Source organism: Streptomyces sp. NPDC015125, from assembly GCF_043080045.1.
GTDB lineage: Bacteria > Actinomycetota > Actinomycetes > Streptomycetales > Streptomycetaceae > Streptomyces.
Window position 1 is genome coordinate 48,459 of sequence record NZ_JBIBVF010000033.1, and the last position, 24,230, is coordinate 72,688.

The following is a 24,230-nucleotide window of genomic DNA, read 5'->3' on the forward strand; positions in this document are numbered from 1 at the left end:
GGAGGTTCGCCCGGCGGAAGCCGGCCGCCCGCACGGCACCCGGTTGCTTCGACGCGCTAGTCGCGCACCGGCACCGACACATACGACGGATCGTTCGCCGGCGAGGAGAACGTCAGCCGGGCGCCGCTCGGGTTGTGCTCGTTGTACAGCGGGTCGACGGTGTCCACGACCACCGCGAGACGGTGGCCGGCCGGGACGTCGTAGGCCGTGGAGAACAAATCCAGGTCGACGCCGAAGGGCTGGTTCGGCGTCTTGTCATGGAAGGTGTACGGCGCATGGGTGACCAGCTTGCCGATGCCGAGCGGGCCCACGTCGTAGAGGTAGGCGACGGCGGTGCCGCTCTCCGCGGTGCTGGTCAGGGTGGTGTGCAGCCGAGTGGTCCCCCTGACCCGCTGTCCGGTGTCGTAGCGCTCGGACTGCCAGACGGCGGCCAGGGAGCGCGGCAGCAGGGGGATCGAGGCCATCGGCGGCAGCCGGAGAAACTGGTCCAGCATGCTGGAGAGGATGACCAGCCCGCCGTCGGCGCCGGAGTCCCAGTTGGTGTTGATCTGCTTGCTGTCGCCGAGCTCGATCCGGCGCTGTGCGGACGGGACGTCCTGCCAGCTCTTGTAGCCCTCGTACGCGCCGGTGGAACGGGACTTGAGCAGCACCGGCGACTCCCGGTCGATGCCGTTGTCCGCGCCCTTGAGGTAGTGGTCGAACCACCGCTGGGTGTCGGTCCAGGTGTCGTTGGGCAGCCCGAACAGCCCGAGCCCTTCGGCTGTGGCGTGATCACCGGGGCGGAATTCCAGTCGCTTGGGGCCGGTCAGCTTCTCGTAGAAGTCGGCGGTCTGGTTGGGCGGGAAGATGGAATCGCCCCAGGCGTTGCCGAGCATGATGGCGGCGCCATTGGCGTTGATCTTGTCGAGGTAGGTGGCGGGGGAGCGCTTGCGCCCCCACGCGATCAGGTCCTTCTCCTTGTCCAGGTTCGAGGCCAGGAAGTCCTTCATGATCGTGCGGAATTCGGGGCTGGGGCGTCCGGTCAGCGCGCCCGTGGCGCCCAGGAACTCCGCGGCCTGCCGGTGCTCGGTGCGGCCGCTGTAGATCGAGCCGACGAGATCGCCCCAGCCGCTGAGCGCTGCAACCGCCTTGATCCGCTTGTCGAACGCGGAGGCCAGCAGGCTGATCCCGGCACCGTAGGAGACCCCGCCCATCCCGACCTTCTGCGGATCGGCCGGTGTGTGGGCCAGCGTCCAGTCGATGACCTTCGACGCATCGGCGACGTCCTTCGGACCGGCCGTATCGATCTCTCCGCCGGACTGCCAGAAGCCGCGCGAGTTGTATCCGACGACGACATAGCCCGCGTCGGCCAGCTTCTTGGCCTGCGCCATGTACTCGATCTGCGGCATCGACCAGCTGGTGGGCAGCACGATGACGGGGTAGCGCCGGGTGCCGTCGGCACCGGCCGGAGTGAAGACATTCGCCTTGAGGGTGGTACCGCCGTCGCCCTGGATGTCGACGAACCTCACGGAGGAGGCGCCCGACTCCGCTGCCGTGGGAGCGGATTGCGGCGTTGCCGCCTCGGCGGTGGCCGGCGCGCCGGCGAGAACCGTGGTGGCCAGCACCGCCGCGGAGACGGTGCTGATCGCGGCGCGCAGTGTCGTACGGGAGGGCCTCATCTTCTGCTCCAGATCTCGATGCGGGCCGGCCGCACGCTGTCCGAGGGGGACAGGTGGGGCGTACGGTGACCCGATTTTGACTGGAGAGTAAGGTCCACTCCTTACCTGAGGTAACCCATCGGTAGGTTACGGGTGGGTAACGTCCTTGTGTTCAGGGGAAGTCGGGGCGGGGGCCGGCGAGGGTGGTGCTGAGTGCTGAGTGCTGAGTGCTGAGTGCTGAGTGCTGAGTGCTGAGTGCGGGGCGGGGAGGGGGCAGGGTGCCGTCGCCGGTTGAGGCCGGGGGTGCGGTGGCGCTCAGTCTTGTGGTGCGGTCGTCGTCGTGGTGTTCGGCAGCGAGTTGAGGAACTCGTGCAGTGCCGCATTGAAGGTGTTCGGTTGCTCCAGGTTCGGCATATGGGCCGCCTGCTCAATGATGGTCAGCCGGGAATCCGGGATGCGCTCGTGGAGGTCGCGGGCGTCGCTCACCGGGGTGTACGTGTCCTCCGTGCCGACCACCACCAGGGTGGGCACCGTGATGCGCGACAGCAGCTCGGTGTAGTCGGGGCGCTCGGCGCGGCCGCGGAGTGCGGCGGCCGCACCTTCGGGCGGCGTGGTGGCCATCATCCCCAGGACGTGCGCGGCGACGTCCGGCCGGGCGGCGATGGTGTCCGGGGAGACCATCTTGGCCAGCACCTCGTGTGCATAGCCGTCCATTCCCTCGCGGAGCAGCCGCTCCGCCATGTCGTATCGCGCGGTCCTGCCGTCCGTGGTCTCCGCCGCGGCGAAGGTGTCGGCGAACATCAGGGCGCTGATCCGTTCCGGGAAGAGCCGGTAGCACTCCATCACGATCTGACCCCCCATGGAGAGGCCGCCGAGGGCGCAGCGCTCGATCCCGAGGTGGTCGAGCAGGTCGACGAGGTCCCGGGCGAACGTCGCCAGGGGCGTCGTACCGGGGACCACCGTGCTGTCCCCGTAGCCCCGGAGGTCCGGGGCGATCACCCGACGGCCGGTCCGGCTGAAGTACTCGGTCTGCGGGCGCCACATCGAACGGTTGAAGGGGTGCCCGTGCACGAGCATCAGTGGCGCGCCACTGCCCTCGTCCTCGTACCCGACAGTGATCTCTCGGCGAAAGACCGATCCCATGGAAGGTGTCTCCTCTGCTGTGGCTTGACTCCTCGATGCTATAGAGGGCAATCTCTCGGCACAATGTTAATATTGCACTCGGTGCAATGTCGGAAGGTGGCCGATGGACGACTATCGCGTGATTGCCGATGAGCTCGCAGCCGACATCGCTGCCGGCCGGATCCGCGCCGGGGACCGGCTGTTGCCGCTCCGCAGGTTCGCCAGGAACCGGCACATCGCCAGTTCCACGGCGGCCCGGGTGTACCGGGAATTGAGCCGACGTGGTCTGACGGTGGGGGAGGTCGGCCGCGGTACCTTCGTCCGCACCGCCGCACCAGCTGCCGAGCCCGCCCTGGCCGAGCCGGGCGAGGCCAGGGTCGATCTGGAGATGAACTTCCCCGTTCTGCCGGGCCACCCCGCGCTCCTGGCCAGGAGCCTGGAGCAGCTGGTGCGTCCCGACGCCCTGGCCGCCGCGCTCCGTCCGGTGGGCGCCGCCGGCACGGACGTGGCGCGCCGGACCGCGGCCGCCCACCTCGCCCGCGCCGACTGGGCGCCGGACCCCGGGCAGCTGCTCTTCGCCGGCAACGGCCGGCAGGCGGTGGCCGCGGCGATCGCCGCACTGGTCCCGGCCGGTGAGCGGCTCGGCGTCGAAGCGCTCACCTATCCCGTCGTCAAGGGCATCGCGGCCCGCCTCGGTGTCACGCTCGTCCCTCTCGCCATGGACGAGCACGGCCTGACCCCCGATGCGCTGCGGGCCGCCGCTCCGCTGCGCGCCGTCTACGTCCAGCCGGCCCTGCACAACCCGCTCGGCACCACCATGCCCGGCCCCCGCCGCACGGAACTGGCCGACGCCCTACGGGAGTTGGGCATCCATGTCATCGAGGACGCCATCTACGGATTCCTCCGCAACGACCTGCCGCCCCTCGCGGCTCTCGCGCCGGAGCGCACCGTGGTCGTCGACAGTCTGTCCAAGCGGCTCGCGCCCGGCCTGTCGCTGGGGTTCCTCACGGTGCCCACGGGTGCCACCCAGGAGTTCGCGACGGCCCTCAGGTCGGGGACCTGGGCGGCCTCGCGCTTCGCGCTCGACGCCGCCACCCGCTGGATGGCCGACGGCACTGCGGCGGCCGTCGAGGAGGAGAAGCGCAGCGATGCCGCCGCGCGCCAGCGCATCGTTGCCGAAAGGCTCGCCGGTTTCCGGGTCCGGGCCGATCCGCAGGCGTATCACTGCTGGTGGGAACTGCCGGACCCCTGGCGGGCCGATACCTTCGTCGCCGCCGCTGCCCGCCGCGGCATCGCGGTCACCCCGTCCGGGGCGTTCGCCGTCGGTCCGGGCCATGCGCCATCCGCCGTACGCCTGGCCCTCGCCTCGCCGCCCGTCGACGTCCTGGCCGGGGCGCTCGATGTCCTGGCCGGACTGGCGCAGGGGATGCCGGAGGACACCGTGCCGGAGTGACCGAGGGAAGTGCGGTGCACCGCGGTGCGGTTCAGGTGCCGCTCATCAGCTCCGAGAGTCCGGTCCGCCATTCGTCGGCGTTCATCACCGGCCGCAGCGAGACCTGCGCGTTCAGGTCCATGAAGAAGGATTCGAGGAGAGTCGGCATCTGCGAGGACTCCCTCATGTCGAAGTAGAAGAAGGCGGTGCGTTCACCGTCGTCGAGGGTGAAGTAGGCCGCCTCCGGCTGCAGAGCGGCGAAGGCCGAATCCATGATCTTCGACAGCTGGCCGCTCTGGATCAGTTCATTGCCTGTTCGGGTAGGTATCCGGGCCGTCAGGACCATCCTCATCGGGCTCACTCCTCGCTGGAGTGTGTGGATCGTGGGGTGGGGAGGGGGGAGGGGTGGGTGGATCGCGTGGGCGGTGGAGAGTGGCGGGGAGTGCGGCGAGGTGCGGCGAGGTGCTGCGGGTACCGGGAGTTCGCGCACTCGGCAGGGGGGCGTGCGAACCATTCGCCGCATCCGTCCTCAGCTATCCCTTATCCCTGTCTGTGTCTGTTCTCAGGGTCTCATGCTCCGGGAGCCGGGGCCCGGTCCGGCAGCCGGCAGTCAGTGAGGCGGTCGGGACCGTTTCAGAAGCTGGTCGGGACCGTCTCGGAAGCCGGACGGCGCAGTATCGGGGCGTCCGCTGGGCGGGACCTCCTCGGCCGGCGGCACCGGGCCGGGCGGGGTGCCGTCGCCGAACGGCCGTCCGCCCAACTCCTCGCGGTGGTGCGGGGTCAGCCAGCCGGAGAGGTCCGGTCCGAGCGGGACGATGCCGGTCGGGTTGATGCCCGTGTGCACCCGGTAGTAGTGCTGCTTGATGTGGTGGAAGTCGACGGTGTCGCCGAAGCCGGGGGTCTGGTAGAGGTCCTTGGCGTAGGCCCACAGCACCGGGTCCTCGGCCAGCTTGAACCGGTTGCATTTGAAGTGTCCGTGGTAGACGGCGTCGAAGCGGACCAGCGTGGTGAACAGCCGGATGTCGGCCTCCGTGAGGGTGTCGCCCACGAGGTAGCGCCGGTCGGACAGCCGCTCGGACAGCAGGTCAAGGCGCCGGAACAGATCGTGGAAGGCGGCCTCGTAACCGCTCTGCCCGGTGGCGAAACCGGCCCGGTACACACCGTTGTTGACGTCCCGGTAGACGCCCGCCATGACCACATCCATCTCCTCGCGCAGCGGCTCGGGGTAGAGATCGGGTGCGCCGGGCCGGTGCAGCGCCTGCCACTCCGTCGCGAAGTCCAGGGTGATCTGCTGGTAGTCGTTGGTGACGAGCTGCCCACTGGGTACGTCCACGACGGCGGGAACGCTGACGCCGCCCGGGTAGTCCTTCTCGCGGGCGTTGTAGGCCTCGCTGAGGAAGCGGATGCCGAGGACGGGGTCGCGGCCGTCCGGCTCCAGGGTGAAGCGCCAGCTGCGGTCGTCCTGGACCGGGTCGGTGAGGGCGAGCGAGATCGCGTTTTCCAGGCCGAGCAGCCGTCGGGAGATGACGGCGCGGCTTGCCCAGGGGCAGGCGCGGCTGACCACCAGGCGGTAGCGGCCGGCCTCGACCGGCCAGCCGTCGCGGCCATCCGCCGTGATGCGGTCCGCGAAGTGGCTCTTGGAGCGCTTGAAGGGTTTCCTGCCGTAGGCCGTGTTGCCCTCGGTGGTGGCGGGCGAGGTGTCGTCCGAGGCGCTGCCTGCGGCGCTGCCTGCGGTGCTGCCTGTGGTGCGGTTGGTGGTGCGGTTGGTGGTGCTGCCGGTGGGGCGGTTCATCACGGGCTCCTTCCGTCTGCCGTTGCGCGGAGTCCTCGGGGCGAGCCTTCCCGGCGCGGCGCCGGTGTCCCCGCACTCAGCCGAGGTGGGTGAGATCGGGTCGCAGCCGGTGCCAGATCGGATGGCGCAGCCGGCCGGCCGAGGTCCAGCCGCTCAGCGTGATCTCGGCGACGAGCCGGGGCTCGGCCCAGTGAGCGCCCGGTGTGTCCACGGGGTTGATGAACGGGGAGCGGTCGAGCGGGATCACTCCCAGGTATTGCGCCAGCTCCTGGCGCTCCCGGCCGGACAGCCCCGAGCCGACGGAACCGACGTACCGCAGCCCCGCGGGTTCGGCGATGCCCGCCAGGACGGAGCCGGGCAGGCCGGCCAGCCCGCCATGGCCTTCGGTCCAGCCCCCGATGATCACATCGAGGGTCAGCAGGTGCTTTGTCTTGCGCCACTCGGGTGACCGGACGCCCGGCAGATACGCGGAGGTCAGCCGCTTCGCCACCACACCTTCGAGGCCGCCTTGCAGCGAGGCCTCCCAGGCTTGCCGCCCATGGCCCTCCACATACTCGGGCGCCGACCAGTTCGGGCCGCGCAGCCGCAGCCCGGACAGCAGCCGGCGACGCTCGTAGTACGGCGAACCGAGCAGCGATCCGTCCAGGTACATGAGGTCGAAGAGGACGAGCTGCACGGGGTACTCCATGGCGAGCCGGGCCGTGCGGCGTGGGTTCACCACGCCCATCCGGCGCTGCAACAGCCCGAAATCGGGCCGGCCGCGCGCGTCCAGTACCACCACCTCACCGTCGAGCACCGCGGAGCGGCCCCGCAGTTGTTCGCCCAGCGGCCCCAGTTCCGGGTAGGTCGAGGTCGCGTCGTTGCCCGCCCGGGTGATCAGCCGGATCGTTCCGTCGCCGGGAGTGTTGACGATGCAACGCGCACCGTCCCATTTGGCCTCGAACGCCCAGGCCGCCTCCTCGTGCTCGGCGGGCAACGGGCCGACCGTGGCCAGCATCGGCCGGATCACGGGGTACGGAGCCGAGCCGGGCTCGGCGGACGGGGCCATATGTCGATGATCGTCGGATCCGGGGGCGCTCGCAGATCGGATGGGCGTTCGCAGATCTGATGCGGACGGTCGCCGATGGTCGGATGCGGCCCGGTGAGCCCGGTGAGCCCGGTCAGCCCGGTCGGTCCGGTGAGCCCGGTCGGTCCGTCAGCCCGGTCGGTCAGGCCGGTCCGGCCGTCGGGAGCTGTTCCTCGCCCTCCGTCCGCACATGCGGCAGGATCCGGTCCAGCCACCGTGGTGTCCACCAGGCCGCCCGGCCCAGCAGCGTCATCACGGCGGGGACCAGCAGCAGCCGGACCACGGTGGCATCGATCAGCACGCTCACGGCCAGGCCGAGGCCCAGCATCTTCACCACGACGTTGTCGCTGACGATGAATGCGGCGAACACGCTCACCATGATCAGTGCGGCACAGGTGATCACCCGGGCGGTGATCTCCAGCGCGTGCGCCACGCTCGCCTTCGCATCCGAGGTGCGCAGCCATGTCTCGTGCACCCGCGACAGCAGGAAGATCTCGTAATCCATGCTCAGCCCGAAGACGATCGCGAACATCATCATCGGCACATAGCTTTCGATCGGCACCGTGCCCGAGACCCCGAGCGCCGGGCCGCCCCAGCCCCACTGGAAGACCGCCACCACCACCCCGTACGAGGCGGCGATCGACAGGACGTTGAGCACCGCCGCCTTCACGGCGACCAGCACACCGCGGAAGACGATCAGGATGATGACGAAGGCGAGGGCGACGACCACGGCGATGATCAGCGGGAGCCGGCTGGCGACGAGGTCCAGGAAGTCCGCCTGGCCGGCGGTCGTGCCGGTCACGTAGCCGTGCGCATCGGTTCCCCGCACGGCCTGCGGCAGGAGGTCGTGCGCGATGCGGTGGACCAGGTCCGTGGTGCCCGCGTTCTGCGGGGCCTGGGCGGAGTACGCGGTACCGGTCAGCACCGCGCCGTCCGGGGTGGCCTTCAGCGGGGTGACGAAGGAGGCGCCCGGCACCTTCGTGAGCACCTTCCGTGCCTGCGCCGCCAGCCTCGGGCGGTCCGCCTGCGGAACGGCGGACTCGTCGATGACCAGGGTCAGCGGGCCGTTGGAGCCCGGTCCGAACGCCGAGGACATCAGGTCGTAGGCGCGCCGGTCGGTGAAGGACTTCGGGTCGGCGCCGTCGCCGATATGGCCCGGCTGGATCGAGAAGACCGGCAGGGCCAGCACGACGACGATGAGCACCCCGCCCGCCAGGTACCACCACGGGCGCCGCGCCACCCGCTGCGCGTACCGGTGCCAGGTGCCGCGTGCCTCCTCGCCCGGTGCGGAGTCCGTCTCCGCGACCGGTCTGCGGACGCGGAGCCGGTCGATGCGGCGGCCGATCAGCCCGAGCAGCGCCGGTACGAGGGTGAGCGCGCCGAGCACCGCGGAGACCACGGTGATGGCGGCCGCCACCCCCAGTTTGCCGATGAAGGACAGGCCCGAGACCCAGAGCCCCATCAGCGCGATGATGACCGTGCAGCCGGACACCAGGACCGCCCGGCCGCTGGTGGCCACGGCCTTGCCCGCACCGGTGACCGGGTCCGCACCGTCCATGAGGTTCTGCCGGTGCCGGGTGATCAGGAACAGTGCGTAGTCGATGCCGACGCCGAGGCCGATCATGGTGGCCAGGGTGGGGGAGACGGTGGCGAAGACGAAGACGGCGGCGAGCAGCCCCAGGCAGGCCAGTCCGCAGAGGGCGCCGACCAGCGCGGTCAGCAGCGGCACCCCGGCCGCCAGCACGCTGCCGAAGCCGATCAGCAGCACCAGGATCGCCACGGCGAAGCCGATCACCTCGCTGACCAGGTCATGGGGCGCGGGCCGGGCCAGCTCGCCCAGCGGCCCGCCGTACTCCACCGCCACGCCCGCGGAGCGCAGCGGCCGCACCGCCGCGTCGACACCGTTCAGATAGTCCGGGGCGAGGGTGGACGGCTGCACGCCGAACCGCACCGTGACGTAAGCGGTGTGCCCGTCGGTGGACAGCGGGCCGACGTTCGGCGTGCCGGGCGGCGGTCCGGCGGGTGGTGCGCCGGGCGGGGGCAGCGGGTTCTGCACGGAGAGCACCTCCGGCAGCTTGCCCAGCGCGGTGACGGCGTTGTCGATCCGGCTGCGGAACGTGGTGAGCGGCTGGGCCGTGTCGTGCAGGACGACCTGGCTGCTGTAGCCACCGGCCTTCGGCTCGTGCTGTTGCAGCACCTCGCGGCCCTGCGTCGACTGGACGCCGGGCAGCGCGAAGTCGTCGGAGTAGTCACCGCCGTACGCGCGCTGCAGCACCTGGAGTCCGGCCAGGGCGATCAGCCAGAGCACGATGACGAGGACGCAGTGCCGGGCACACCACTCGCCGGTGCGGCGCAGCGCTCCCCGGGAGCGGCGGGTGCCCGGCGCGGCGGGAGCGCTCGGAGTCTTCGGCAACGACATGCGTGCTCCCGGTGCGGGCCGGCGCTCCTGGCACAGGCGGACACACAGCATTCAACGGCGGTTCGGCCGTCGCGGCATGCCCACCGGGGAGACGGGTGTCGTCCGAACGGGTGCGACCACCCCGTCACCCGCCCGGCGGGAGCCCGTTCTCGCGGAACACCAGCAGATAGCGCCAGAAGAGCAGCCGGCGGATCCGGCACCCGGGAAGCAGTACGGCGGCGTCCCGGCGAATCCGGGACAGCGGCACGTCCGGCGGTGTGACGGGGGCCTGCACGGGAGCGGCACCGGACGGACGGCGTCCCTCCGCGGCGGCAACGGCGAGACGTGCCACCGCATTCACCGGTACGGCCGCCAGGCTCCAGGCCCAGTCGGCCGCCGACTTCTCGGGGTAGCAGCCCAGGATGACCAGCACGCCACCCGGCGCCAGCGCCTTGCGCAGCGCGGTGACGGTCTCGAAGGGCAGGTGGTGGATGCTCGCCAGGCACGAGATGAACTCGTAGTGTCCGGCAGGGAGTTCGAGCCCGGTGACATCCGCCTGCTCGAAGCGGGGAAGCGGGGAGCCGTCCGCCGCCGCCTCCGCGGCGGCGCGGGCGTGCGCGAGGGCCTTGGCCGACGGGTCCACCGCATGGACCGCGATCCCCCGTCCGGCCAGCCGGCGGGCGAACCGGCCGGTCCCGCACCCCACATCGAGCGCGGTGCGGCAGGTCCTCGGCAGGTGTCGTAACAGCAGACGGTGATAGTGGTCATTGTGGTTGAACGGCATCCACGGACTCTATGCCCGGCATTCCTTGCGGGGTGTGGCCGTCCGACCGACCGTGCCTGCATCGGGTGTGGCTCCTTACGATTCCTTACGCACGTGTGTGACATGGCACGAGGTAAGGATCGAGCTGTTGATGAACCATTCCTGGTCGTTTGCCGAGAGGCCGCTGTCCCGTAGCGGTGGTGGCTGTGCGAGCCGTCCGCGCGTCGGAGCGGAGGGGGTCCGATGAGCCGGGCGGTGCTGGTGACAGGGGCTTCGCGGGGGATCGGCCGGGCGGTTGCCGAGATCTTCGCCGCGCACGGGGACCGGGTCGCCCTGCATTACGCGTCGCGGCGGGCGGCGGCGCAGGAGGCTTTCGAGGGGCTGGCGGGGAGCGGGCATGTGCTGGTGCACGGGGATGTGAGTACGCCGGAGGGGGCGGCGGCGATCGTCGAGGCGGCCGTGGACGGGCTGGGCGGCGTCGATGTGCTGGTCAACAACGCGGCCGCGAACCGGGCGCATCCACTGGACCGGACGTCGTTCGAGGACTGGCGGAGTGCCTGGCGGCAGATTGTGGACGTGAACCTGCTGGGGGCGGCGGACGTCACCTACCACGCGGCGCGGAGCATGATCGAGCGGGAGGTGGAGGGACGGATCGTCAGCATCGGGTCGCGTGGGGCGTTCCGCGGTGAGCCGGATCATCCGGCCTATGGCGCGTCCAAGGCGGCACTGCACGCGATGGGGCAGTCGCTGGCGGTCCATCTGGCGCCGTACGGCATCGGCGTGGCTTCCGTGGCCCCTGGTTTCGTGGCCACCGAGCGGGTCGCGGACCGCCTGACGGAGGAGGTCCGGCAGCAGAGCCCGTTCGGCCGGGTCGCCACACCGCAGGAGGTGGCGTCCGCCGTCCACTATCTGGCCTCGCCGGCGGCGGTCTGGACCTCCGGGACGGTGCTCGACGTCAACGGGGCGTCGTATCTGCGCTGAGCTCCGTCTCCGGGACGGGACAGCGGGGCGGAACAAGGGGGCGGGGGCGGGGCGGGACAAGGGGAAGCCCCGGCCGAACGGGGGAATTCGGCCGGGGCGGCTGTGGGGGCGCGGGCGGTGACGGCGGTGACCTCCGGGCCTGCTGCCGTGCGGCGGCGGGCCGGCTTCCCTGGGGAGGGCCCTCGGACGCCGTCGTGCCGGCGCCCGCTTCCAATTGAACGATAAACCATAGGGTGGGCTTTCGGGGCATCGGGTGACCGCTCTCACCCGATGCCTGCCGTCACGGGGCTCCGCCTGCTGTCCGCCGCCACGGTGGTCGCGGGCCCCTCATCCGGGCTCTCAAGGCCTTCGGGATCTCGGGGCCACGGGGCCTCGGCGCCTTCTGGGCTCTCAGGACCCTCAGGGCTCTCAGGGCTCTCGGACCCTCAGGGGGCGATGCGGATCGGACGGTACCCCTCGTCCAGCAGGCGCGGCAGATACCAGTCCAGCGCCTCGACGGTCTGCCGGCGGTCACCGCCCCCGTCGTGCGACAGGACGATCGCGCCGGGGTGCATCTCGCTGAGGACGGTGTGCGCGATGGTCCCGGCCCCGGGGACGGTCCAGTCCTGCGAGTCGATCGCCCAGCCGACGGGGGACATGCCCAGTTCGTTGCAGATGCTCAGGGCGGGGTCGTCCCATTCACCGTACGGGGCGCGGGCCAGGTCGGGGGCGGTGCCGAGAATGTCCTCGATCAGGCTGCTGGTGCGGCCGAGTTCGCTGCGGACGGCACCCGGCGGCAGGGTGGTGAGCTGCGGATGCGTCCAGGTGTGATTGGCGACGGCATGGCCCTCGTCGGCGATGTCGCACAGCAGCCCCGGGAATTCGATGGCGTTCTCGCCGATGACGAAGAACGTGGCCCGGACGTGGTGCCGGCGCAGAATCCGCAGGACATCGGGGGTGTGGAAGGGATGGGGCCCGTCGTCGAAGGTGAGGAAGACTTCACGGCGGTCGGTGGAGAGATGGAAGGCGACCTCGGGGTGCGGCGGCGAGGCGCCCGGGCCGGAGCGGGAGGTCTCGCCGGCCATCGGGCGGAGCCGGTACGACTGCGGGTCGTGCGCCGCACCGGCCGGACCGCCGCCCGGGGGAGGCCCGGCCGGCACGGCGTGCGGCTCCGGCGGCCGGGGCCGGGCCCGTGGCGGCACGCCGGCCTCCGGAGCGCCGCCGCCGGCCAGGACCAGGGCGCGGCCGGCGGCGAGCACACCCACCACGACCGCGGCCTGCCCGAACCTCCGCCGCGTCGTCGTGCGCTGATCGGATGCCATCCTCCACGTGCTCTCATGCGGTCCGCGGCGGGAGCGGGAACGACACCGGCCCGGCCGGGTTCGGCACCCGATCGGCTCGCACGGAAGGGGGCGGCGGCGCTGCCCGCCGGAGGGGGCCGCCGCCCCCGGCCGCGCGGTGCGGCGGCTCCGCGAGCCTCCCTCCGCCCCCGCCGGGCGGCCCATAGTTTGTCCGCCTATGAGTCCATTCTTCAGGCCGAAGCGGATGATGGTGGGCCGTCCGCTGGACAGTGCGCGGCTCGGCGAGACGCTGCTGCCGAAGCGACTGGCGCTACCGATCTTCTGCAGCGATCCGCTGTCCTCGGTCGCCTATGCCACCGAGGAAATCCTGCTGGTCGTCGGCCTCGGCGGAATCGCTCTGCTCCCTCTGACCTGGTACGCCGCGGCCGCCATCGTGCTGGTGCTGGTCGTCGTCGTGGCGTCCTACCGGCAGACCTGTTACGCGTACCCAGGGGGCGGCGGGGCCTACATCGTCAGCGCGCGGAATCTCGGGCAAAACGCGGCGCTCACCGCCGCCAGTGCGCTGCTCGTGGACTATGTGCTCACCGTCGCGGTGTCCGTCGTCTCCGGCGTCGCCGCGATCACCTCCGCGATTCCGTCGCTCGGCGGCCATGACGTGGCGTTGTCCGTCGGGTTCGTGGCGCTGCTGGCCCTGATGAACCTGCGCGGTGTCCGGGAATCGGGGCGGGTCTTCGCCGTCCCCACCTACGGGTTCGTCTTCTTCATCTATCTGATGTTCGCGTTCGCGGCAGTGCGGATCGCCACCGGCGCGACCCCCCGCGCCCAGTCCGCGGATCTGCCGCTGCACGCCGTCTCGCACTACACGGGCCTGGCACTGGTCCTGCTGGGGATGCGGGCCTTCGCCTCCGGCTGCACCGCCCTGACCGGTGTCGAGGCGATCAGCAACGGGGTGCCCGCCTTCCGCAGACCGAAGAGCCGCAACGCCGCCACCACGCTGCTGATCATGGGGTTCTTCTCCGTCACCATGTTCGCCGGGATCACGGCCCTGGCCATGCTCTACGACGTGCACGTCGCGGTGGAGCCCACCGAACTGGGGCTGCCGCCGAACACCCCGACCGCCACCGCGCTCGCCCAGATCGCCCGGGCCACCTTCGGCGACATCACCCTGCTCTTCTATCTGCTGCAGGCGTTCACGGCCGGGGTGCTGATCCTCGCCGCCAACACCGCCTTCAACGGCTTCCCGATGCTCGCGTCGATCCTCGCCGAGGACCGCTATGTCCCCCGGCAGCTGCACAACCGCGGTGACCGGCTGGTCTTCTCCAACGGCATCATGCTGCTCGCGCTGGCCGCCATCGGGCTGATCATCCTGTTCAAAGCGGAACTCACCCACCTCATCCAGCTCTACATCATCGGCGTCTTCGTCTCCTTCACGCTCTCCCAGACCGGCATGGTCCGGCACTGGCGGACCGTACTCGCCGAACGGGGGCTGCCGGCCCGGGAACGGGTCCGGCACCGGCGCTCCCAGGCGATCAACGCGGTCGGCGCGGTACTCACCGGCGTGGTCCTGGTCGTCGTCCTGATCACCAAGTTCACGCACGGCGCATGGATCGTGGTGATCGCCATGCCGCTGCTCTTCATGGGGATGCGCGCGGTGCACCAGCACTATGCGCGGGTGTCGCGGGAGGTGGCGGTCGCCCCGGACGCGCGGCCCTGGGAGCCGGCCGGAAACTATGTCCTGGTGCTGGTCAGCGCGTTGAACGCGCCCACGCTCAAGGCCCTCGGCTATGCCCGTGCGATGCGCCCCACCTCACTGGACGCGCTGATCGTCGCGATCGATCCCGGCGATGTGCGGGGGCTGCGCGAGCAGTGGGACGCCCATGACATCGACGTACCCCTGCAGGTGCTCAGTGCGCCCTACCGGGACTTCACCGGGCCGGTGATCGACTACGTCCTGGGCGTCTGTGCACGGCATCCGGGCGGCGCCGTCACGGTCGTCATCCCCGAATACCTCGTCGGGCGCTGGTGGGAACAGCCGCTGCACAACCAGAGCGCACTGCGGCTCAAGGCGCGGCTGCTGTTCACGCCGGGGGTGACGGTGGTCAGCGTGCCCTACCGGCTCCCGTCGGTCAGGGTGCGCGACGGCAGAGCCTAGGGGGAGACATTCTCTGGCAGGGCCTGGCAGGGCCTGGCAGGGCCTGGCAAGGCTCAGCAGGGCGGGCAGCTCGGACAGGCACCTGCCCGGTCGGCGCGCCCCTCGCGCTACGGGCTGACCGCCAGCACGATGTACGCGGCCAGCAGGGCCAGATGGACGCCGCCCTGCAACGGGGTGGCGCGGCCGGGGATCACGGTCAGGGTGCCGACGACCACGGTCAGGGCGAGCAGCACCGTATGGCTGGCGCCCAGGCCCAGGACCAGGGGGACCGGCAGCCAGACGGTGGCCAGTGCGACGGCCGGGATGGTCAGGCCGATGCTGGCCATCGCCGAGCCGAGGCCCAGATTCAGGCTCGTCTGCACCCGGTCACGGTGCGCCGCGCGGACCGCCGCGATGGTCTCCGGGAGCAGGACCAGCAGCGCGATCACCATGCCCACCACGGACGAGGGCAGACCGGCCGCGGCCACACCGGACTCGATGGCCGGTGACACCGCCTTGGCCAGGCCGACCACCGCGATCAGCGCCAGCGCCAGCAGTCCGAGGCTGGTCAGCGCGGCCGGCGCCGAGGGCGGGTCCGCATGGTCCTCGCCGTGAATCACCTCGCCGGACGTGGTCACCGGAAGGAAGTAGTCCCGGTGCCGGACCGTCTGGGTGGTCACGAACAGGCCGTAGAGGACCAGCGCGGCCAGTGCGGCGAAGATCAGCTGCGGGGTGGAGAACCGCGGCCCCGGCGTGCTGGTCGTGAACGTCGGCAGGACCAGGCTCAGACCCGCCACCGTGGTGACCGTCGCCAGCGCCGCGCCGGTGCCCTCGGCGTTGAAGACGGCGACCTTGCGCCGGAGAGAGCCGACCAGCAAGGACAGCCCCACGATGCCGTTACAGGTGATCATCACCGCCGCGAAGACGGTGTCCCTGGCCAGCGCGGCGCTCTTGTTGCCGCCGTCGGCCATCAGCGTGACGATCAGCGCCACCTCGATGATCGTCACCGCGACCGCCAGGACCAGTGACCCGAACGGCTCGCCCACCCGGTGCGCGATCACCTCCGCGTGATGCACCGAGGCCAGTACCGCCCCGGCCAGAAAGCACGACACCAGCACCACCAGGGCGACCGGCAGCGAGCGCCCCCACGTCAGGGCCAGCAGCACCACCGCCAGCAACGGCAGCACACCGGTCCAGTGCAGGACGGGTGAGCGGAGGCCGGCGATCATGCCTCCGAGCTTGGCAGAACGCCGGGGCGGCTGCCCGTTGGTGCGCCGGGGCGGACCGGGAAGGGAGGAGGGGGCGGATGGGCGGACGGGCAGAGGGGCGGACGGGAAGAGGGGCGGACGGGCGGATGGGCGTTCGGCCCGTTGGAGACCGGCCTGCCCGCGACCGGACTGCCGGACCGCCGGATCGCCGGTCTGCCGGTCTGCCGGATCGCCGGTCTGCCGGTCTGCCGGACCGCCGGACTGCCGGTCTGCCGGACCGCCGGACTGCCGGTCTGCCGGACCGCCGGACTGCCGGTCTCAGGCCGCCGCCCGGTGGCCCTTCGGCTCCGCGGCCGTGAGCGCGGCCTTGGTGACATCGGCGACCAGCTCGACGACATCGGGCCCGTACGCCTGCGAGTTGACCACCTTCAGCAGCAGACAGAACTGGCCGTCGGTGCCGTGCTTACGGGCCAGCCGGGCCCGGTTGCGGACCAGATGGCGGACCGCGGCCCGGTGGGTGACCGGCCGCTGGCCGGCCGCCAGGAACACCGGGCGGTCGCCGCCCTCACCGGCGGTCAGCCGCGCCAGCAGGACATATTCGACCGCGCCGGGCTCCATCCGGTACACCGTGCCGCCGATCGTGAAGGTGCCGCGGCCCGCGCCGGACTCGTCGCCCGGGTGCACGGTGACACCCGGCAGCAGATTGGCCAGATGGGCCGCCAGCCGCCGGTGCGCGGTCGGGTCGCCGACACAGAACTCGGTGCGCGCCCCGAAGCCCTGCAGGCCGGTGTCGTGCGGGGCCACCTCGGGGTGCGCACCGCAGTTCTCGATCACCGCGGCCAGCCCGAGCAGTGCCAGTGCGTCATGACGGGGGATGCTCCAGTGCGCCGAGGAGCTGTCCCGGTGGGTGACCAGCACGCACTCCGAACCGTCCGGCAGCCCGAAGAAGCCTTGCTCGCGGTTCAGCTTCCGTCGGACCGTCGCCGAGTGCACGGCCCAGCCGGCCGCCAGGCCCACGATCAGGGCCACGGCCGCCGCGGTCAGGAGCAGCAGGGTGTCGTCCATGGCCGGGGAGCGTAGCGGCTCGCCGGGTGGGTGTTCGAGGGCGGGGCGGGGGCTCGGGGCGGCTTGCCCCGGTCCGTACCGGCCTACCTGATTCGGTACGGAAAGGGGGTAGCTGATCCATGCCGTCACCAGGGCGGTGGCAGGCGAAATCCCCTCCGTCCACGGGTTGTTGGGCCGAGCAGGCTCCGGCCCCTGCCGCCCCTGCCGCCCCTGCCGCCCCTGCCGCACCCGCCGCACCCGCCGAGCCCGCCCGGTCGGCTCCCGCGGTCCGGGACGGCGCCGCCACCGCCACACCGGAGAAGACGCCGGTCGCCGGCGGCTATGGCGGGGCCGTCTCCGCGTCGACGAGGATGCCTCCGCCGCCGGTATCTCGGTGTTCGAACAGGGCGGCAACGCCGTGGACGCGGCGGCCGCCACCGCCGCCGCCCTCGGTGTCACCGAGCCCTCCTCCCCGGGCATCGGGCGGCTCGGCAAGGGGCGTTCACCGGTCGTCACGGCGTGCACCGCCCGTCTCGTCACGGCGTGCACCGCTCGTCGCGCTCCAGGTTCGTGACTGGGCGTCACACCACCGGAACACGGCGGGCCGCTGTGTGCCGTCCGTGTGTCGTCGATGTGGCGCACCGCGCGGCATCATTGATGGCCCTCGCCGTGACGATTAGCCTCCTGGGACCGTTCGTTCGAATGAGCGGTTCCAGGGAGGGCACGCAGCGTGAGCGTTGACGAGAGCCAGGACAGCGGGACCGGGCCGGCTCCGGCCCGGCGCATCGGTGCCACCGCCGGGGAGTGGGAAGGCCTCGCCGAGCAGGCGCGGGCGCTGGCCGAGGGGCGGGTGACCTCGACCGCGCTGGTACGGCGGTCGCTGGAGCGCATCGAGGCCACCCAGGCCGATGTCAACGCCTTCCGGCGGGTACGGGCCGAGGCGGCGATGGCGGAGGCCGCACAGGCCGACCGCAGGCTGGCGCACGGGGAGCGGCTGCCGTTGCTCGGGGTGCCGGTCGCCGTCAAGGACGACACCGATGTGGCGGGCGAGCCCACCGCGTTCGGCTGCGCCGGCGAGTTCCCGCCCAAGGAGCGCGATGCCGAGGTCGTCCGCCGGCTGCGCGCCGCCGGGGCGATCATCGTCGGCAAGACCAACGCCTGCGAACTGGGACAGTGGCCGTTCACCGAGGGCCCGGCCTTCGGCAACACCTGCAACCCCTGGAACCTCGCCCACACCCCGGGCGGCTCCTCCGGCGGATCGGCCGCCGCGGTCGCGGCCGGGCTGGTACCCGCAGCGCTCGGCACCGACGGCGCCGGTTCGGTCCGTATCCCCGCCGCCTGGTCCCATCTCGTCGGCATCAAACCCCAGCGCGGCCGCATCTCCACCTGGCCGGACCCGGAGTCCTTCCAGGGCATCACCGGCATCGGACCGCTGGCCCGTACGGTCGAGGACGCGGCGCTGCTGCTGGACGTGGCCAGCGGCAACCACGACGGCGATCTGCACCGGCCGCCCGCCATCGCGGCGCGCGAGGCGGCCGGCCGCGATCCGGGCCGGCTGCGGATCGCGCTGTCGTGGAAGGCCGCCTTCACCTTCACCCCCAAGCCGCTGCACCCCGATGTCCGGGATGCGGTGACGGGCGTGGCCCGCACCCTGGCCCGGCTGGGGCACTTCGTGGAAGAAGCGGAGCCGGACTACGGGCTGGTCGGACTGGCCTTCGTCCCGCGCGCCACGGCCGGGGTGGGGGAGTGGGCGGGCCGGGTCCCCGACCGCACCCTTCTGGACCGCCGTACGCGGGAGGCGGCGCGGATGGGCCGGCTGCTCGGCGGACCCGTACTGCGCCGGGCACGGGCCGTCGAACGGCGCCAACAGCGCCGGATCGGCGCGCTGTTCGGCCCCTATGACGTCCTGCTGACACCGACCACCGCCACCCCGCCCCCTCGGATCGGCACGCTGGCCAAGCTCAGCGGCTGGCGTACGGATCAGGCCATGATCGCCGCCTGTCCGTACGCCTGGCCGTGGAACGTCCTCGGCTGGCCGGGGGTGAGCGTCCCCGCCGGATTCAGCGCCGGCGGTCTGCCGCTGGGCGCCCAGCTGCTCGGCCCGGCCCATGGCGAGCCGCGACTGATCTCGCTGGCCGCCCAGCTCCAGGACGATCTGCGCTGGCACGAGCGGCGGCCTGCGGGGCATCCGGCGCCGCTCGACGGTGCACGCCGCTGAGACGTACCTCCCCGAGACGCACCTCCCCGAGGCGTACATGCCCGCGGTGTACGGGGCCCCCGACATGCTCGCCCCCGCGCTCAGCCCAGAAGTTCGAGGAGCGCCTCGGTCGTATCGGTCTCGCCCAGCCGCGGGAAGATCTTCTCCAGGCTGTTGCGGTGTGCGTCGGCGTCCAGGTCGGTCATCGCGTCGGTGGCGAGGGTGACGTGGTAGCCGTGTTCATGCGCGGCACGGGCGGTGGACTCCACCCCGATGCTGGTGGCGATGCCGGCGAGGACGACTTGGGTCACCCCGCGTCGGCGCAGCTCCAGATCCAGGTTCGTGCCGTGGAAGGCGCCCCACTGCTGCTTGGTGACGATGATGTCGCCGGGCTGCCGGTCGAGCTCGGGCACCAGCTCCGCCCAGTCGGCGGGCGGGCTGGCGGCCGGCCGCGCGGATTCCGTACGGCCCGGGGCGCCGCCCGTGACGTTCACCAGGACGACCGGCAGCCCGCGCGCACGGAACGCGGCGGCCAGCCGTGCGCCCCGTTCGACGACTTCGGTGGAGGGCACCGGCGCACCGGGCAGGCCGGCGATGCCTTTCTGCAGGTCGATCAGCACCAGGGCGGTTGTGGTGTCGAGGGTGGTGGCGGGCATGGGTGCTCCTTGTGTGGTGGCGGGTGGTGACGGGGGGGGAGGTGCTGCGGGTACTGCGGTGTTGCGGGTGTTGCAGGTGCTGCTGATACCGCGGTGTTGCGGGTGCGGCCGTTGCGGTGGCCGGGGCCGGTGCCTGCCGGTTTCAGTCGCCGTTCCTGTTCCCGTTTCAGTTCCCGTTCCCGGTTCCGGTTCCCGTTGCGGTGGCGGTGGCCCCGGCCCGCAGGCTGCGGTCGGCGAGGGTCAGAGCGAGCAGCAGCAAGCCGAGCACGATGCCGATCAGCGCGATCTCGTGCAGCCCGGCGTCCGAGGCGCGCTGCCCGTAGAGCAGCCCGAGGAGGCCGGACGCGGTGATCGCGCCGAGGTACTGGGCGGTGCGCTGGAGCCCGGCGGCCGCGCCCACACCGTCGGCCGGGGCCTGGGCGTAGACGGCGGCCTGGTTGCCGGTGGCGGACAGGCCCTGGGGGATGCCGAAGAGCGCCCCGGCACACAGCAGCGCGACCAGCGGGCCGGTGCCCTGCAGTAGGAGGAAGACCGCGCTGCCCAGGGCGAGACAGAGCGCGGCGAGGGTGAGCGGAGCGCGGATGCCCTTGGTCCGGGCGCCCACGATCGAGCAGACCGCGGCCGCCAGGGACATCGGCAGCATGATCAGCCCGGCCTGGAAGGACGAGGCGCCGTACGCCTGCTCCAGCCACTGGCTGAAGCCGTACAGCACGCAATAGATGACGAGATAGGTCAGTCCCTGGCGGAGATAGGAGCGCACCAGGGCGCCGTGCCGGGCGAGCATCCGCAGATCGAGGAACGGCTCCGGATGGCGTAGCTGCCACCACACCAGGACGCCTGCGAGCACCCCGGCCGGTGCCAGGAGCAGCCACTGCGGGTCCTCCAGGCGCAGCAGGAAGACCATGGCGCAGGTGAGTGCCGCGGCGAACAGCGCGATGCCCAGCGGGTCGAGGGAACCGGAGACGGACCCGGCGCGCCCCGGCCCGGCGCGCCCCGGCCGGGTGTCCTTCCGGTCGGCCGGGAGCCAGGCGAGCGCGCCGATCAGGGCGAGCAGCGCGAGCGGGATGTTGACCGCGAACACCGCGCGCCAGCCCGCGGTCGCGGCGAGCAGTCCGCCGAGCGTGGGGCCGACGGCGGCGCTGCTCAGCGCGGCGAGCGAGAGCCGGCCGAGCACCTGCCGGGGCGTGGGGCGCCCGGTCCGCCGTGACTCGGCGCGCAGCACCGCCATCGCGGCGGGGTAGGCCGCCGCGGTGCCGATCCCGAGCACGACCCGGGAGACGATCAGCAGCCCGAAGGTGGGCGCGAGCGCCCCGATGACGCCCGCCGCGCAGACGGTCAGCGCACCGGCGAGGAACACCCGGCGGGGCCCGACGCGGTCGGCGAGCCGCCCCATCGACGGCTGGCCCACCGCGCTGGCGAGGTACATCGCGGAGATGAGCCAGGCGGTGTCGGCGGCACCGACGTGGAAGTCCTGGCCGATCGCCACCAGGGCGGTGGCGATCATCGTCGAGTTGATGGGGTTCAGCAGCGAGCCGAGCAGCAGGGGCGCCATCAGCCGGGGGCCGAAGGCACGGCCGGAGCCGGTGGCCGCGCCGGGTCCGGCCGGGGCCGCTGGGGTGGCGGGCGAGCCCGTGTCCTGCAGGGCGGTGACGGCCGCCGGGGCCGCGACCGCCTCCGGCGTGCCGCCTCGTCCGGGAGCGGAGGAGCCGTTCGGCCCGGTACTCGTTCCGCTGCTCATTCCGGCATCAGCCGCCGTATCAGTGCGGTGGCCGACTCCAGGGTCTGCTGCTCCTGGGGGGTCAGTCGGTCGGCGATGGCCTGCGCCAGCCAGTTGTGCTTGGCCTGCCGTACGACGGCGAGCATCCGGCGGCCCTCCTCGGTGAGTGAGAAGACCACCTGCCGTCCGTCCGTCGGATGCGGGCTGCGGGTGAGGACGCCGCGCTCCTCCAGCGCCCCGACGGTCAGCCGCATCGACTGCGGGCGGACCAGCTCGGCGCGGGCCAGGGCGGCGATGGTGGCCTCGCCGTCGGTGTCGATCCGGCCGATCACCGCGCGTTGGGTCGGGGTGAGCTCCCCGTGCGGCGAGGCGGCGCGCAGCTGTCGCATGAGCAGGGAGACGGTGCTGCTCAGCTCCGTCGCCAGGCGCTCCTGGTCCTTTTCCGGCATATCTCCAGCGTAAATATCGACAGGCAAACTTGCAAGTTTGCCTGTCGATATCCCGGACGCGCCACACGGAGATGGTCTTGCCACGGTGCATGACGGGGCTTACGGTCGCCTCCACACGCGTAGATCCCGCGCGGGCTGCAGGCTGACGCATCGACAAAGGAGCAGCTCATGGCCGATGTTGTGCGTGCCGCACTGGTCCAGGCGACCTGGACCGGCGACACCGAATCGATGATCGCGAAGCATGAGGAGTACGCCAGAGCGGCGGCCGCGCAGGGCGCGAAAGTGATCGGCTTCCAAGAGGTCTTCAACGCTCCGTACTTCTGCCAGGTCCAGGAGCCCGAGCACTACCGCTGGGCCGAGCCGGTGCCCGACGGGCCGACCGTACGGCGGATGCAGGACCTCGCCCGCGAGACCGGCATGGTCATCGTCGTCCCGGTCTTCGAGGTCGAACAGTCCGGCTTCTACTACAACACCGCGGCCGTCATCGACGCCGACGGCACGGTCCTGGGCACCTATCGCAAGCACCACATCCCGCAGGTCAAGGGCTTCTGGGAGAAGTACTACTTCAAGCCGGGGAACGCCGGCTGGCCGGTCTTCGACACCGCCGTCGGGAAGATCGGTGTCTACATCTGCTACGACCGGCACTTCCCCGAGGGCTGGCGGCAGTTGGGCCTCAACGGCGCTCAGCTCGTCTACAACCCCTCCGCCACCTCCCGCGGTCTGTCCGCCTACCTCTGGCAGCTGGAACAGCCCGCGGCGGCCGTCGCCAACGAGTACTTCATCGCCGCGATCAACCGGGTCGGCGTCGAGGAGTACGGCGACAACGACTTCTACGGCACCAGCTACTTCGTCGACCCCCGGGGCCGGTTCGTCGGCGACGTCGCCAGCGACTCCAAGGAGGAACTGGTCATCCGCGACCTCGACTTCGATCTGATCGACGAGGTCCGCCAGCAGTGGGCGTTCTACCGAGACCGCCGCCCCGACGCATACGACGGGCTGGTGCAGCCATGACCCCGAGCCCCCATGACCCCGCGAGCCTGCACGCCCGCCACCAGGCCGTCCTGCCCTCCTGGCTCAGCCTCTACTACGAGCGGCCCCTCGAACTCACCCACGGCGAGGGCCGCCACGTCTTCGACGCCGAAGGCAACCGCTACCTCGACTTCTTCGGCGGCATCCTCACCACCATGACGGCCCATGCACTGCCCGAGGTGACCAAGGCCGTCAGCGAGCAGGCCGGCCGCATCATCCACACCTCCACGCTCTACCTCTCCCGCCCCATGGTCGAGCTGGCGGAGCGGATCGTGGCGCTCTCCGGCATCCCCGATGCGCGGGTCTTCTTCACCACCTCCGGTACCGAGGCCAATGACGCGGCCCTGCTGCTGGCCACCACGCACCGCCGCTCCAACCAGATCCTGGCGATGCGCAACAGCTACCACGGCCGGTCGTTCTCCACCGTCGGCATCACCGGCAACCAGAGCTGGTCCCCGACCAGCCTCTCCCCGCTGCAGACGCTCTACGTCCACGGCGGGGTACGCAGCCGCGGCCCGTACGCCGAGCTGAGCGACGCCGCGTACATCGCCGCCTGCGTCGCCGACCTGGAGGACATGCTCCAGCAGACCGCGGGCGGCATCGCCGCGCTGATCGCCGAACCGGTCCAGGGCGTCGGCGGGTTCACCATGCCGCCGGACGGCCTCTTCGCCGCGTTCCGCGAGGTGCTCGCCCGGCACGGCATCCTCTGGATCAGCGACGAGGTGCAGACCGGCTGGGGCCGCACCGGCGACCACTTCTGGGGCTGGCAGGCGCACGACGGCAACGGCCCGCCCGACCTGCTCACCTTCGCCAAGGGCATCGGCAACGGCATGTCCATCGGCGGGGTGGTGGCCCGCGCCGAGGTGATGAACTCGCTCTCCGCGAACTCCATCTCCACCTTCGGCGGCAGCCCCGTCACCATGGCCGCGGGCCTCGCCAACCTGGGCTACCTCCTCGAACACGACCTCCAGGGCAACGCCCGGCGGGTCGGCGGCCTGCTCATCGAGCGGCTGCGGGCGGTCTCGGCCGGCCTCGATCTCGTACGGGAAGTGCGCGGCCGCGGCCTGATGATCGGCATCGAACTGGTCCGGCCCGGCACCGACGAGCGCTCACCCGAGGCCGCCTCGCTGGTCGTGGAGGCCGCCAGAGAACGGGGTCTGCTGGTCGGCAAGGGCGGCCAGGGCGGAGCCTCGCTGCGGATCGCACCCCCGATGACGCTGACGGTCGCCGAGGCGGAAGAGGGCGCGGAGCTGCTCGCGGACGCGCTGCGGTCGGTGCAGGGGATGCCGGCCGTCTCGTAACCGACATCGCACGGACCGGGCGGGGGC

At 71.7% G+C, this 24,230-nt stretch carries 20 protein-coding genes; 7 read left to right on the forward strand and 13 right to left on the reverse strand.

Going from position 1 to position 24,230, the window contains the following annotated elements; translation table 11 throughout:
* Positions 1 to 56: 56 nt before the first annotated feature.
* The gene (locus tag ACF088_RS39550; protein ID WP_392380827.1) at positions 57 to 1,658 is read right to left on the reverse strand and encodes an alpha/beta fold hydrolase; all 1,602 of its coding nucleotides are present in this window, start codon (positions 1,656 to 1,658) and stop codon (positions 57 to 59) included.
* Between the two features lie 294 nt (positions 1,659 to 1,952).
* Complete coding sequence (locus ACF088_RS39555) at positions 1,953 to 2,780, reverse strand: alpha/beta fold hydrolase (RefSeq protein ID WP_392380828.1); 828 nt, start codon at positions 2,778 to 2,780, stop codon at positions 1,953 to 1,955.
* Between the two features lie 103 nt (positions 2,781 to 2,883).
* Between ACF088_RS39555 and ACF088_RS39560 the strand changes: the two genes are divergently transcribed.
* Positions 2,884 to 4,212, forward strand: a complete 1,329-nt coding sequence (locus ACF088_RS39560; protein ID WP_392380829.1) for a PLP-dependent aminotransferase family protein — start codon at positions 2,884 to 2,886, stop codon at positions 4,210 to 4,212.
* Between the two features lie 31 nt (positions 4,213 to 4,243).
* Here ACF088_RS39560 and ACF088_RS39565 read toward each other — a convergent pair whose 3' ends face one another.
* From ACF088_RS39565 to ACF088_RS39585, 5 genes are all read right to left on the reverse strand, one after another.
* Entirely contained in the window at positions 4,244 to 4,543 is a 300-nt protein-coding gene (locus ACF088_RS39565; protein WP_392380830.1) for a hypothetical protein, read from the reverse strand.
* 258 nt (positions 4,544 to 4,801) lie between these two features.
* Positions 4,802 to 5,983 carry a glutathione S-transferase family protein gene (locus ACF088_RS39570; RefSeq protein WP_392380831.1) on the reverse strand — a complete coding sequence of 394 codons (1,182 nt, stop codon included), beginning with the start codon at positions 5,981 to 5,983 and terminating at the stop codon, positions 4,802 to 4,804.
* 76 nt (positions 5,984 to 6,059) lie between these two features.
* Positions 6,060 to 7,031: a non-homologous end-joining DNA ligase gene (gene ligD / locus ACF088_RS39575; RefSeq protein ID WP_392380832.1), complete on the reverse strand. Its 972-nt coding sequence runs from the start codon at positions 7,029 to 7,031 to the stop codon at positions 6,060 to 6,062.
* 160 nt (positions 7,032 to 7,191) lie between these two features.
* Entirely contained in the window at positions 7,192 to 9,468 is a 2,277-nt protein-coding gene (locus ACF088_RS39580; protein WP_392380833.1) for an MMPL family transporter, read from the reverse strand.
* A gap of 124 nt (positions 9,469 to 9,592) precedes the next feature.
* Entirely contained in the window at positions 9,593 to 10,231 is a 639-nt protein-coding gene (locus ACF088_RS39585; RefSeq protein ID WP_392380834.1) for a class I SAM-dependent methyltransferase, read from the reverse strand.
* A gap of 222 nt (positions 10,232 to 10,453) precedes the next feature.
* Between ACF088_RS39585 and ACF088_RS39590 the strand changes: the two genes are divergently transcribed.
* Positions 10,454 to 11,191, forward strand: coding sequence for an SDR family NAD(P)-dependent oxidoreductase (locus tag ACF088_RS39590; protein ID WP_392380835.1), 738 nt, complete (start codon positions 10,454 to 10,456; stop codon positions 11,189 to 11,191).
* A gap of 425 nt (positions 11,192 to 11,616) precedes the next feature.
* Here the strand turns inward: ACF088_RS39590 and ACF088_RS39595 are convergent, their stop codons facing one another.
* A complete protein-coding gene (locus ACF088_RS39595) occupies positions 11,617 to 12,492 on the reverse strand; it encodes a polysaccharide deacetylase family protein (protein ID WP_392380836.1) in 876 nt (291 codons plus the stop codon).
* 196 nt (positions 12,493 to 12,688) lie between these two features.
* Between ACF088_RS39595 and ACF088_RS39600 the strand changes: the two genes are divergently transcribed.
* Entirely contained in the window at positions 12,689 to 14,623 is a 1,935-nt protein-coding gene (locus ACF088_RS39600) for an APC family permease (RefSeq protein WP_392380837.1), read from the forward strand.
* A gap of 107 nt (positions 14,624 to 14,730) precedes the next feature.
* Here ACF088_RS39600 and ACF088_RS39605 read toward each other — a convergent pair whose 3' ends face one another.
* Together ACF088_RS39605 and ACF088_RS39610 are read right to left on the reverse strand one after the other, a co-directional pair.
* Positions 14,731 to 15,831: a calcium:proton antiporter gene (locus ACF088_RS39605; protein WP_392380838.1), complete on the reverse strand. Its 1,101-nt coding sequence runs from the start codon at positions 15,829 to 15,831 to the stop codon at positions 14,731 to 14,733.
* A 297-nt stretch (positions 15,832 to 16,128) separates the two neighbouring features.
* Positions 16,129 to 16,875 carry a hypothetical protein gene (locus ACF088_RS39610; RefSeq protein ID WP_392380839.1) on the reverse strand — a complete coding sequence of 249 codons (747 nt, stop codon included), beginning with the start codon at positions 16,873 to 16,875 and terminating at the stop codon, positions 16,129 to 16,131.
* 373 nt (positions 16,876 to 17,248) lie between these two features.
* Between ACF088_RS39610 and ACF088_RS39615 the strand changes: the two genes are divergently transcribed.
* Together ACF088_RS39615 and ACF088_RS39620 are read left to right on the forward strand one after the other, a co-directional pair.
* Positions 17,249 to 17,428: a gamma-glutamyltransferase gene (locus ACF088_RS39615; protein ID WP_392380840.1), complete on the forward strand. Its 180-nt coding sequence runs from the start codon at positions 17,249 to 17,251 to the stop codon at positions 17,426 to 17,428.
* A gap of 156 nt (positions 17,429 to 17,584) precedes the next feature.
* Complete coding sequence (locus ACF088_RS39620) at positions 17,585 to 19,072, forward strand: amidase (RefSeq protein WP_392380841.1); 1,488 nt, start codon at positions 17,585 to 17,587, stop codon at positions 19,070 to 19,072.
* 80 nt (positions 19,073 to 19,152) lie between these two features.
* On the opposite strand, the gene ACF088_RS39625 is transcribed toward ACF088_RS39620, so the two are convergent.
* The 3 genes from ACF088_RS39625 to ACF088_RS39635 all read right to left on the reverse strand — a co-directional run bounded on the left by ACF088_RS39625 (position 19,153) and on the right by ACF088_RS39635 (position 21,873).
* On the reverse strand, positions 19,153 to 19,707 hold the full coding sequence (locus ACF088_RS39625; protein ID WP_392380842.1) for an isochorismatase family protein: 555 nt from the start codon (positions 19,705 to 19,707) through the stop codon (positions 19,153 to 19,155).
* Between the two features lie 166 nt (positions 19,708 to 19,873).
* Positions 19,874 to 21,445: an MFS transporter gene (locus ACF088_RS39630; RefSeq protein WP_392380843.1), complete on the reverse strand. Its 1,572-nt coding sequence runs from the start codon at positions 21,443 to 21,445 to the stop codon at positions 19,874 to 19,876.
* Positions 21,442 to 21,873 carry a MarR family winged helix-turn-helix transcriptional regulator gene (locus ACF088_RS39635; RefSeq protein ID WP_392380844.1) on the reverse strand — a complete coding sequence of 144 codons (432 nt, stop codon included), beginning with the start codon at positions 21,871 to 21,873 and terminating at the stop codon, positions 21,442 to 21,444. Before ACF088_RS39635 ends, ACF088_RS39630 begins: the two co-directional genes overlap by 4 nt.
* 168 nt (positions 21,874 to 22,041) lie before the next feature.
* Here ACF088_RS39635 and ACF088_RS39640 point away from each other — a divergent pair, with 168 nt between their 5' ends.
* Positions 22,042 to 22,884 carry a nitrilase-related carbon-nitrogen hydrolase gene (locus ACF088_RS39640; RefSeq protein ID WP_392380845.1) on the forward strand — a complete coding sequence of 281 codons (843 nt, stop codon included), beginning with the start codon at positions 22,042 to 22,044 and terminating at the stop codon, positions 22,882 to 22,884.
* Positions 22,881 to 24,203: an aspartate aminotransferase family protein gene (locus ACF088_RS39645; protein WP_392380846.1), complete on the forward strand. Its 1,323-nt coding sequence runs from the start codon at positions 22,881 to 22,883 to the stop codon at positions 24,201 to 24,203. The genes ACF088_RS39640 and ACF088_RS39645 overlap by 4 nt, the downstream gene beginning before the upstream one ends.
* The last annotated feature ends 27 nt before the right edge of the window (positions 24,204 to 24,230 follow it).

Excerpts from the sequence above, each read along its gene's own strand:
- ACF088_RS39550 (WP_392380827.1), bottom strand. The coding sequence starts at position 1,658 with ATGAGGCCCTCCCGTACGACACTGCGCGCCGCGATCAGCACCGTCTCC.
- ACF088_RS39555 (WP_392380828.1), bottom strand. The coding sequence starts at position 2,780 with ATGGGATCGGTCTTTCGCCGAGAGATCACTGTCGGGTACGAGGACGAG.
- ACF088_RS39560 (WP_392380829.1), top strand. The coding sequence starts at position 2,884 with ATGGACGACTATCGCGTGATTGCCGATGAGCTCGCAGCCGACATCGCT.
- ACF088_RS39565 (WP_392380830.1), bottom strand. The coding sequence starts at position 4,543 with ATGAGGATGGTCCTGACGGCCCGGATACCTACCCGAACAGGCAATGAA.
- ACF088_RS39570 (WP_392380831.1), bottom strand. The coding sequence starts at position 5,983 with ATGAACCGCCCCACCGGCAGCACCACCAACCGCACCACCAACCGCACC.
- ligD (WP_392380832.1), bottom strand. The coding sequence starts at position 7,031 with ATGGCCCCGTCCGCCGAGCCCGGCTCGGCTCCGTACCCCGTGATCCGG.
- ACF088_RS39580 (WP_392380833.1), bottom strand. The coding sequence starts at position 9,468 with ATGTCGTTGCCGAAGACTCCGAGCGCTCCCGCCGCGCCGGGCACCCGC.
- ACF088_RS39585 (WP_392380834.1), bottom strand. The coding sequence starts at position 10,231 with ATGCCGTTCAACCACAATGACCACTATCACCGTCTGCTGTTACGACAC.
- ACF088_RS39590 (WP_392380835.1), top strand. The coding sequence starts at position 10,454 with ATGAGCCGGGCGGTGCTGGTGACAGGGGCTTCGCGGGGGATCGGCCGG.
- ACF088_RS39595 (WP_392380836.1), bottom strand. The coding sequence starts at position 12,492 with ATGGCATCCGATCAGCGCACGACGACGCGGCGGAGGTTCGGGCAGGCC.
- ACF088_RS39600 (WP_392380837.1), top strand. The coding sequence starts at position 12,689 with ATGAGTCCATTCTTCAGGCCGAAGCGGATGATGGTGGGCCGTCCGCTG.
- ACF088_RS39605 (WP_392380838.1), bottom strand. The coding sequence starts at position 15,831 with ATGATCGCCGGCCTCCGCTCACCCGTCCTGCACTGGACCGGTGTGCTG.
- ACF088_RS39610 (WP_392380839.1), bottom strand. The coding sequence starts at position 16,875 with ATGGACGACACCCTGCTGCTCCTGACCGCGGCGGCCGTGGCCCTGATC.
- ACF088_RS39625 (WP_392380842.1), bottom strand. The coding sequence starts at position 19,707 with ATGCCCGCCACCACCCTCGACACCACAACCGCCCTGGTGCTGATCGAC.
- ACF088_RS39630 (WP_392380843.1), bottom strand. The coding sequence starts at position 21,445 with ATGAGCAGCGGAACGAGTACCGGGCCGAACGGCTCCTCCGCTCCCGGA.
- ACF088_RS39635 (WP_392380844.1), bottom strand. The coding sequence starts at position 21,873 with ATGCCGGAAAAGGACCAGGAGCGCCTGGCGACGGAGCTGAGCAGCACC.
- ACF088_RS39640 (WP_392380845.1), top strand. The coding sequence starts at position 22,042 with ATGGCCGATGTTGTGCGTGCCGCACTGGTCCAGGCGACCTGGACCGGC.
- ACF088_RS39645 (WP_392380846.1), top strand. The coding sequence starts at position 22,881 with ATGACCCCGAGCCCCCATGACCCCGCGAGCCTGCACGCCCGCCACCAG.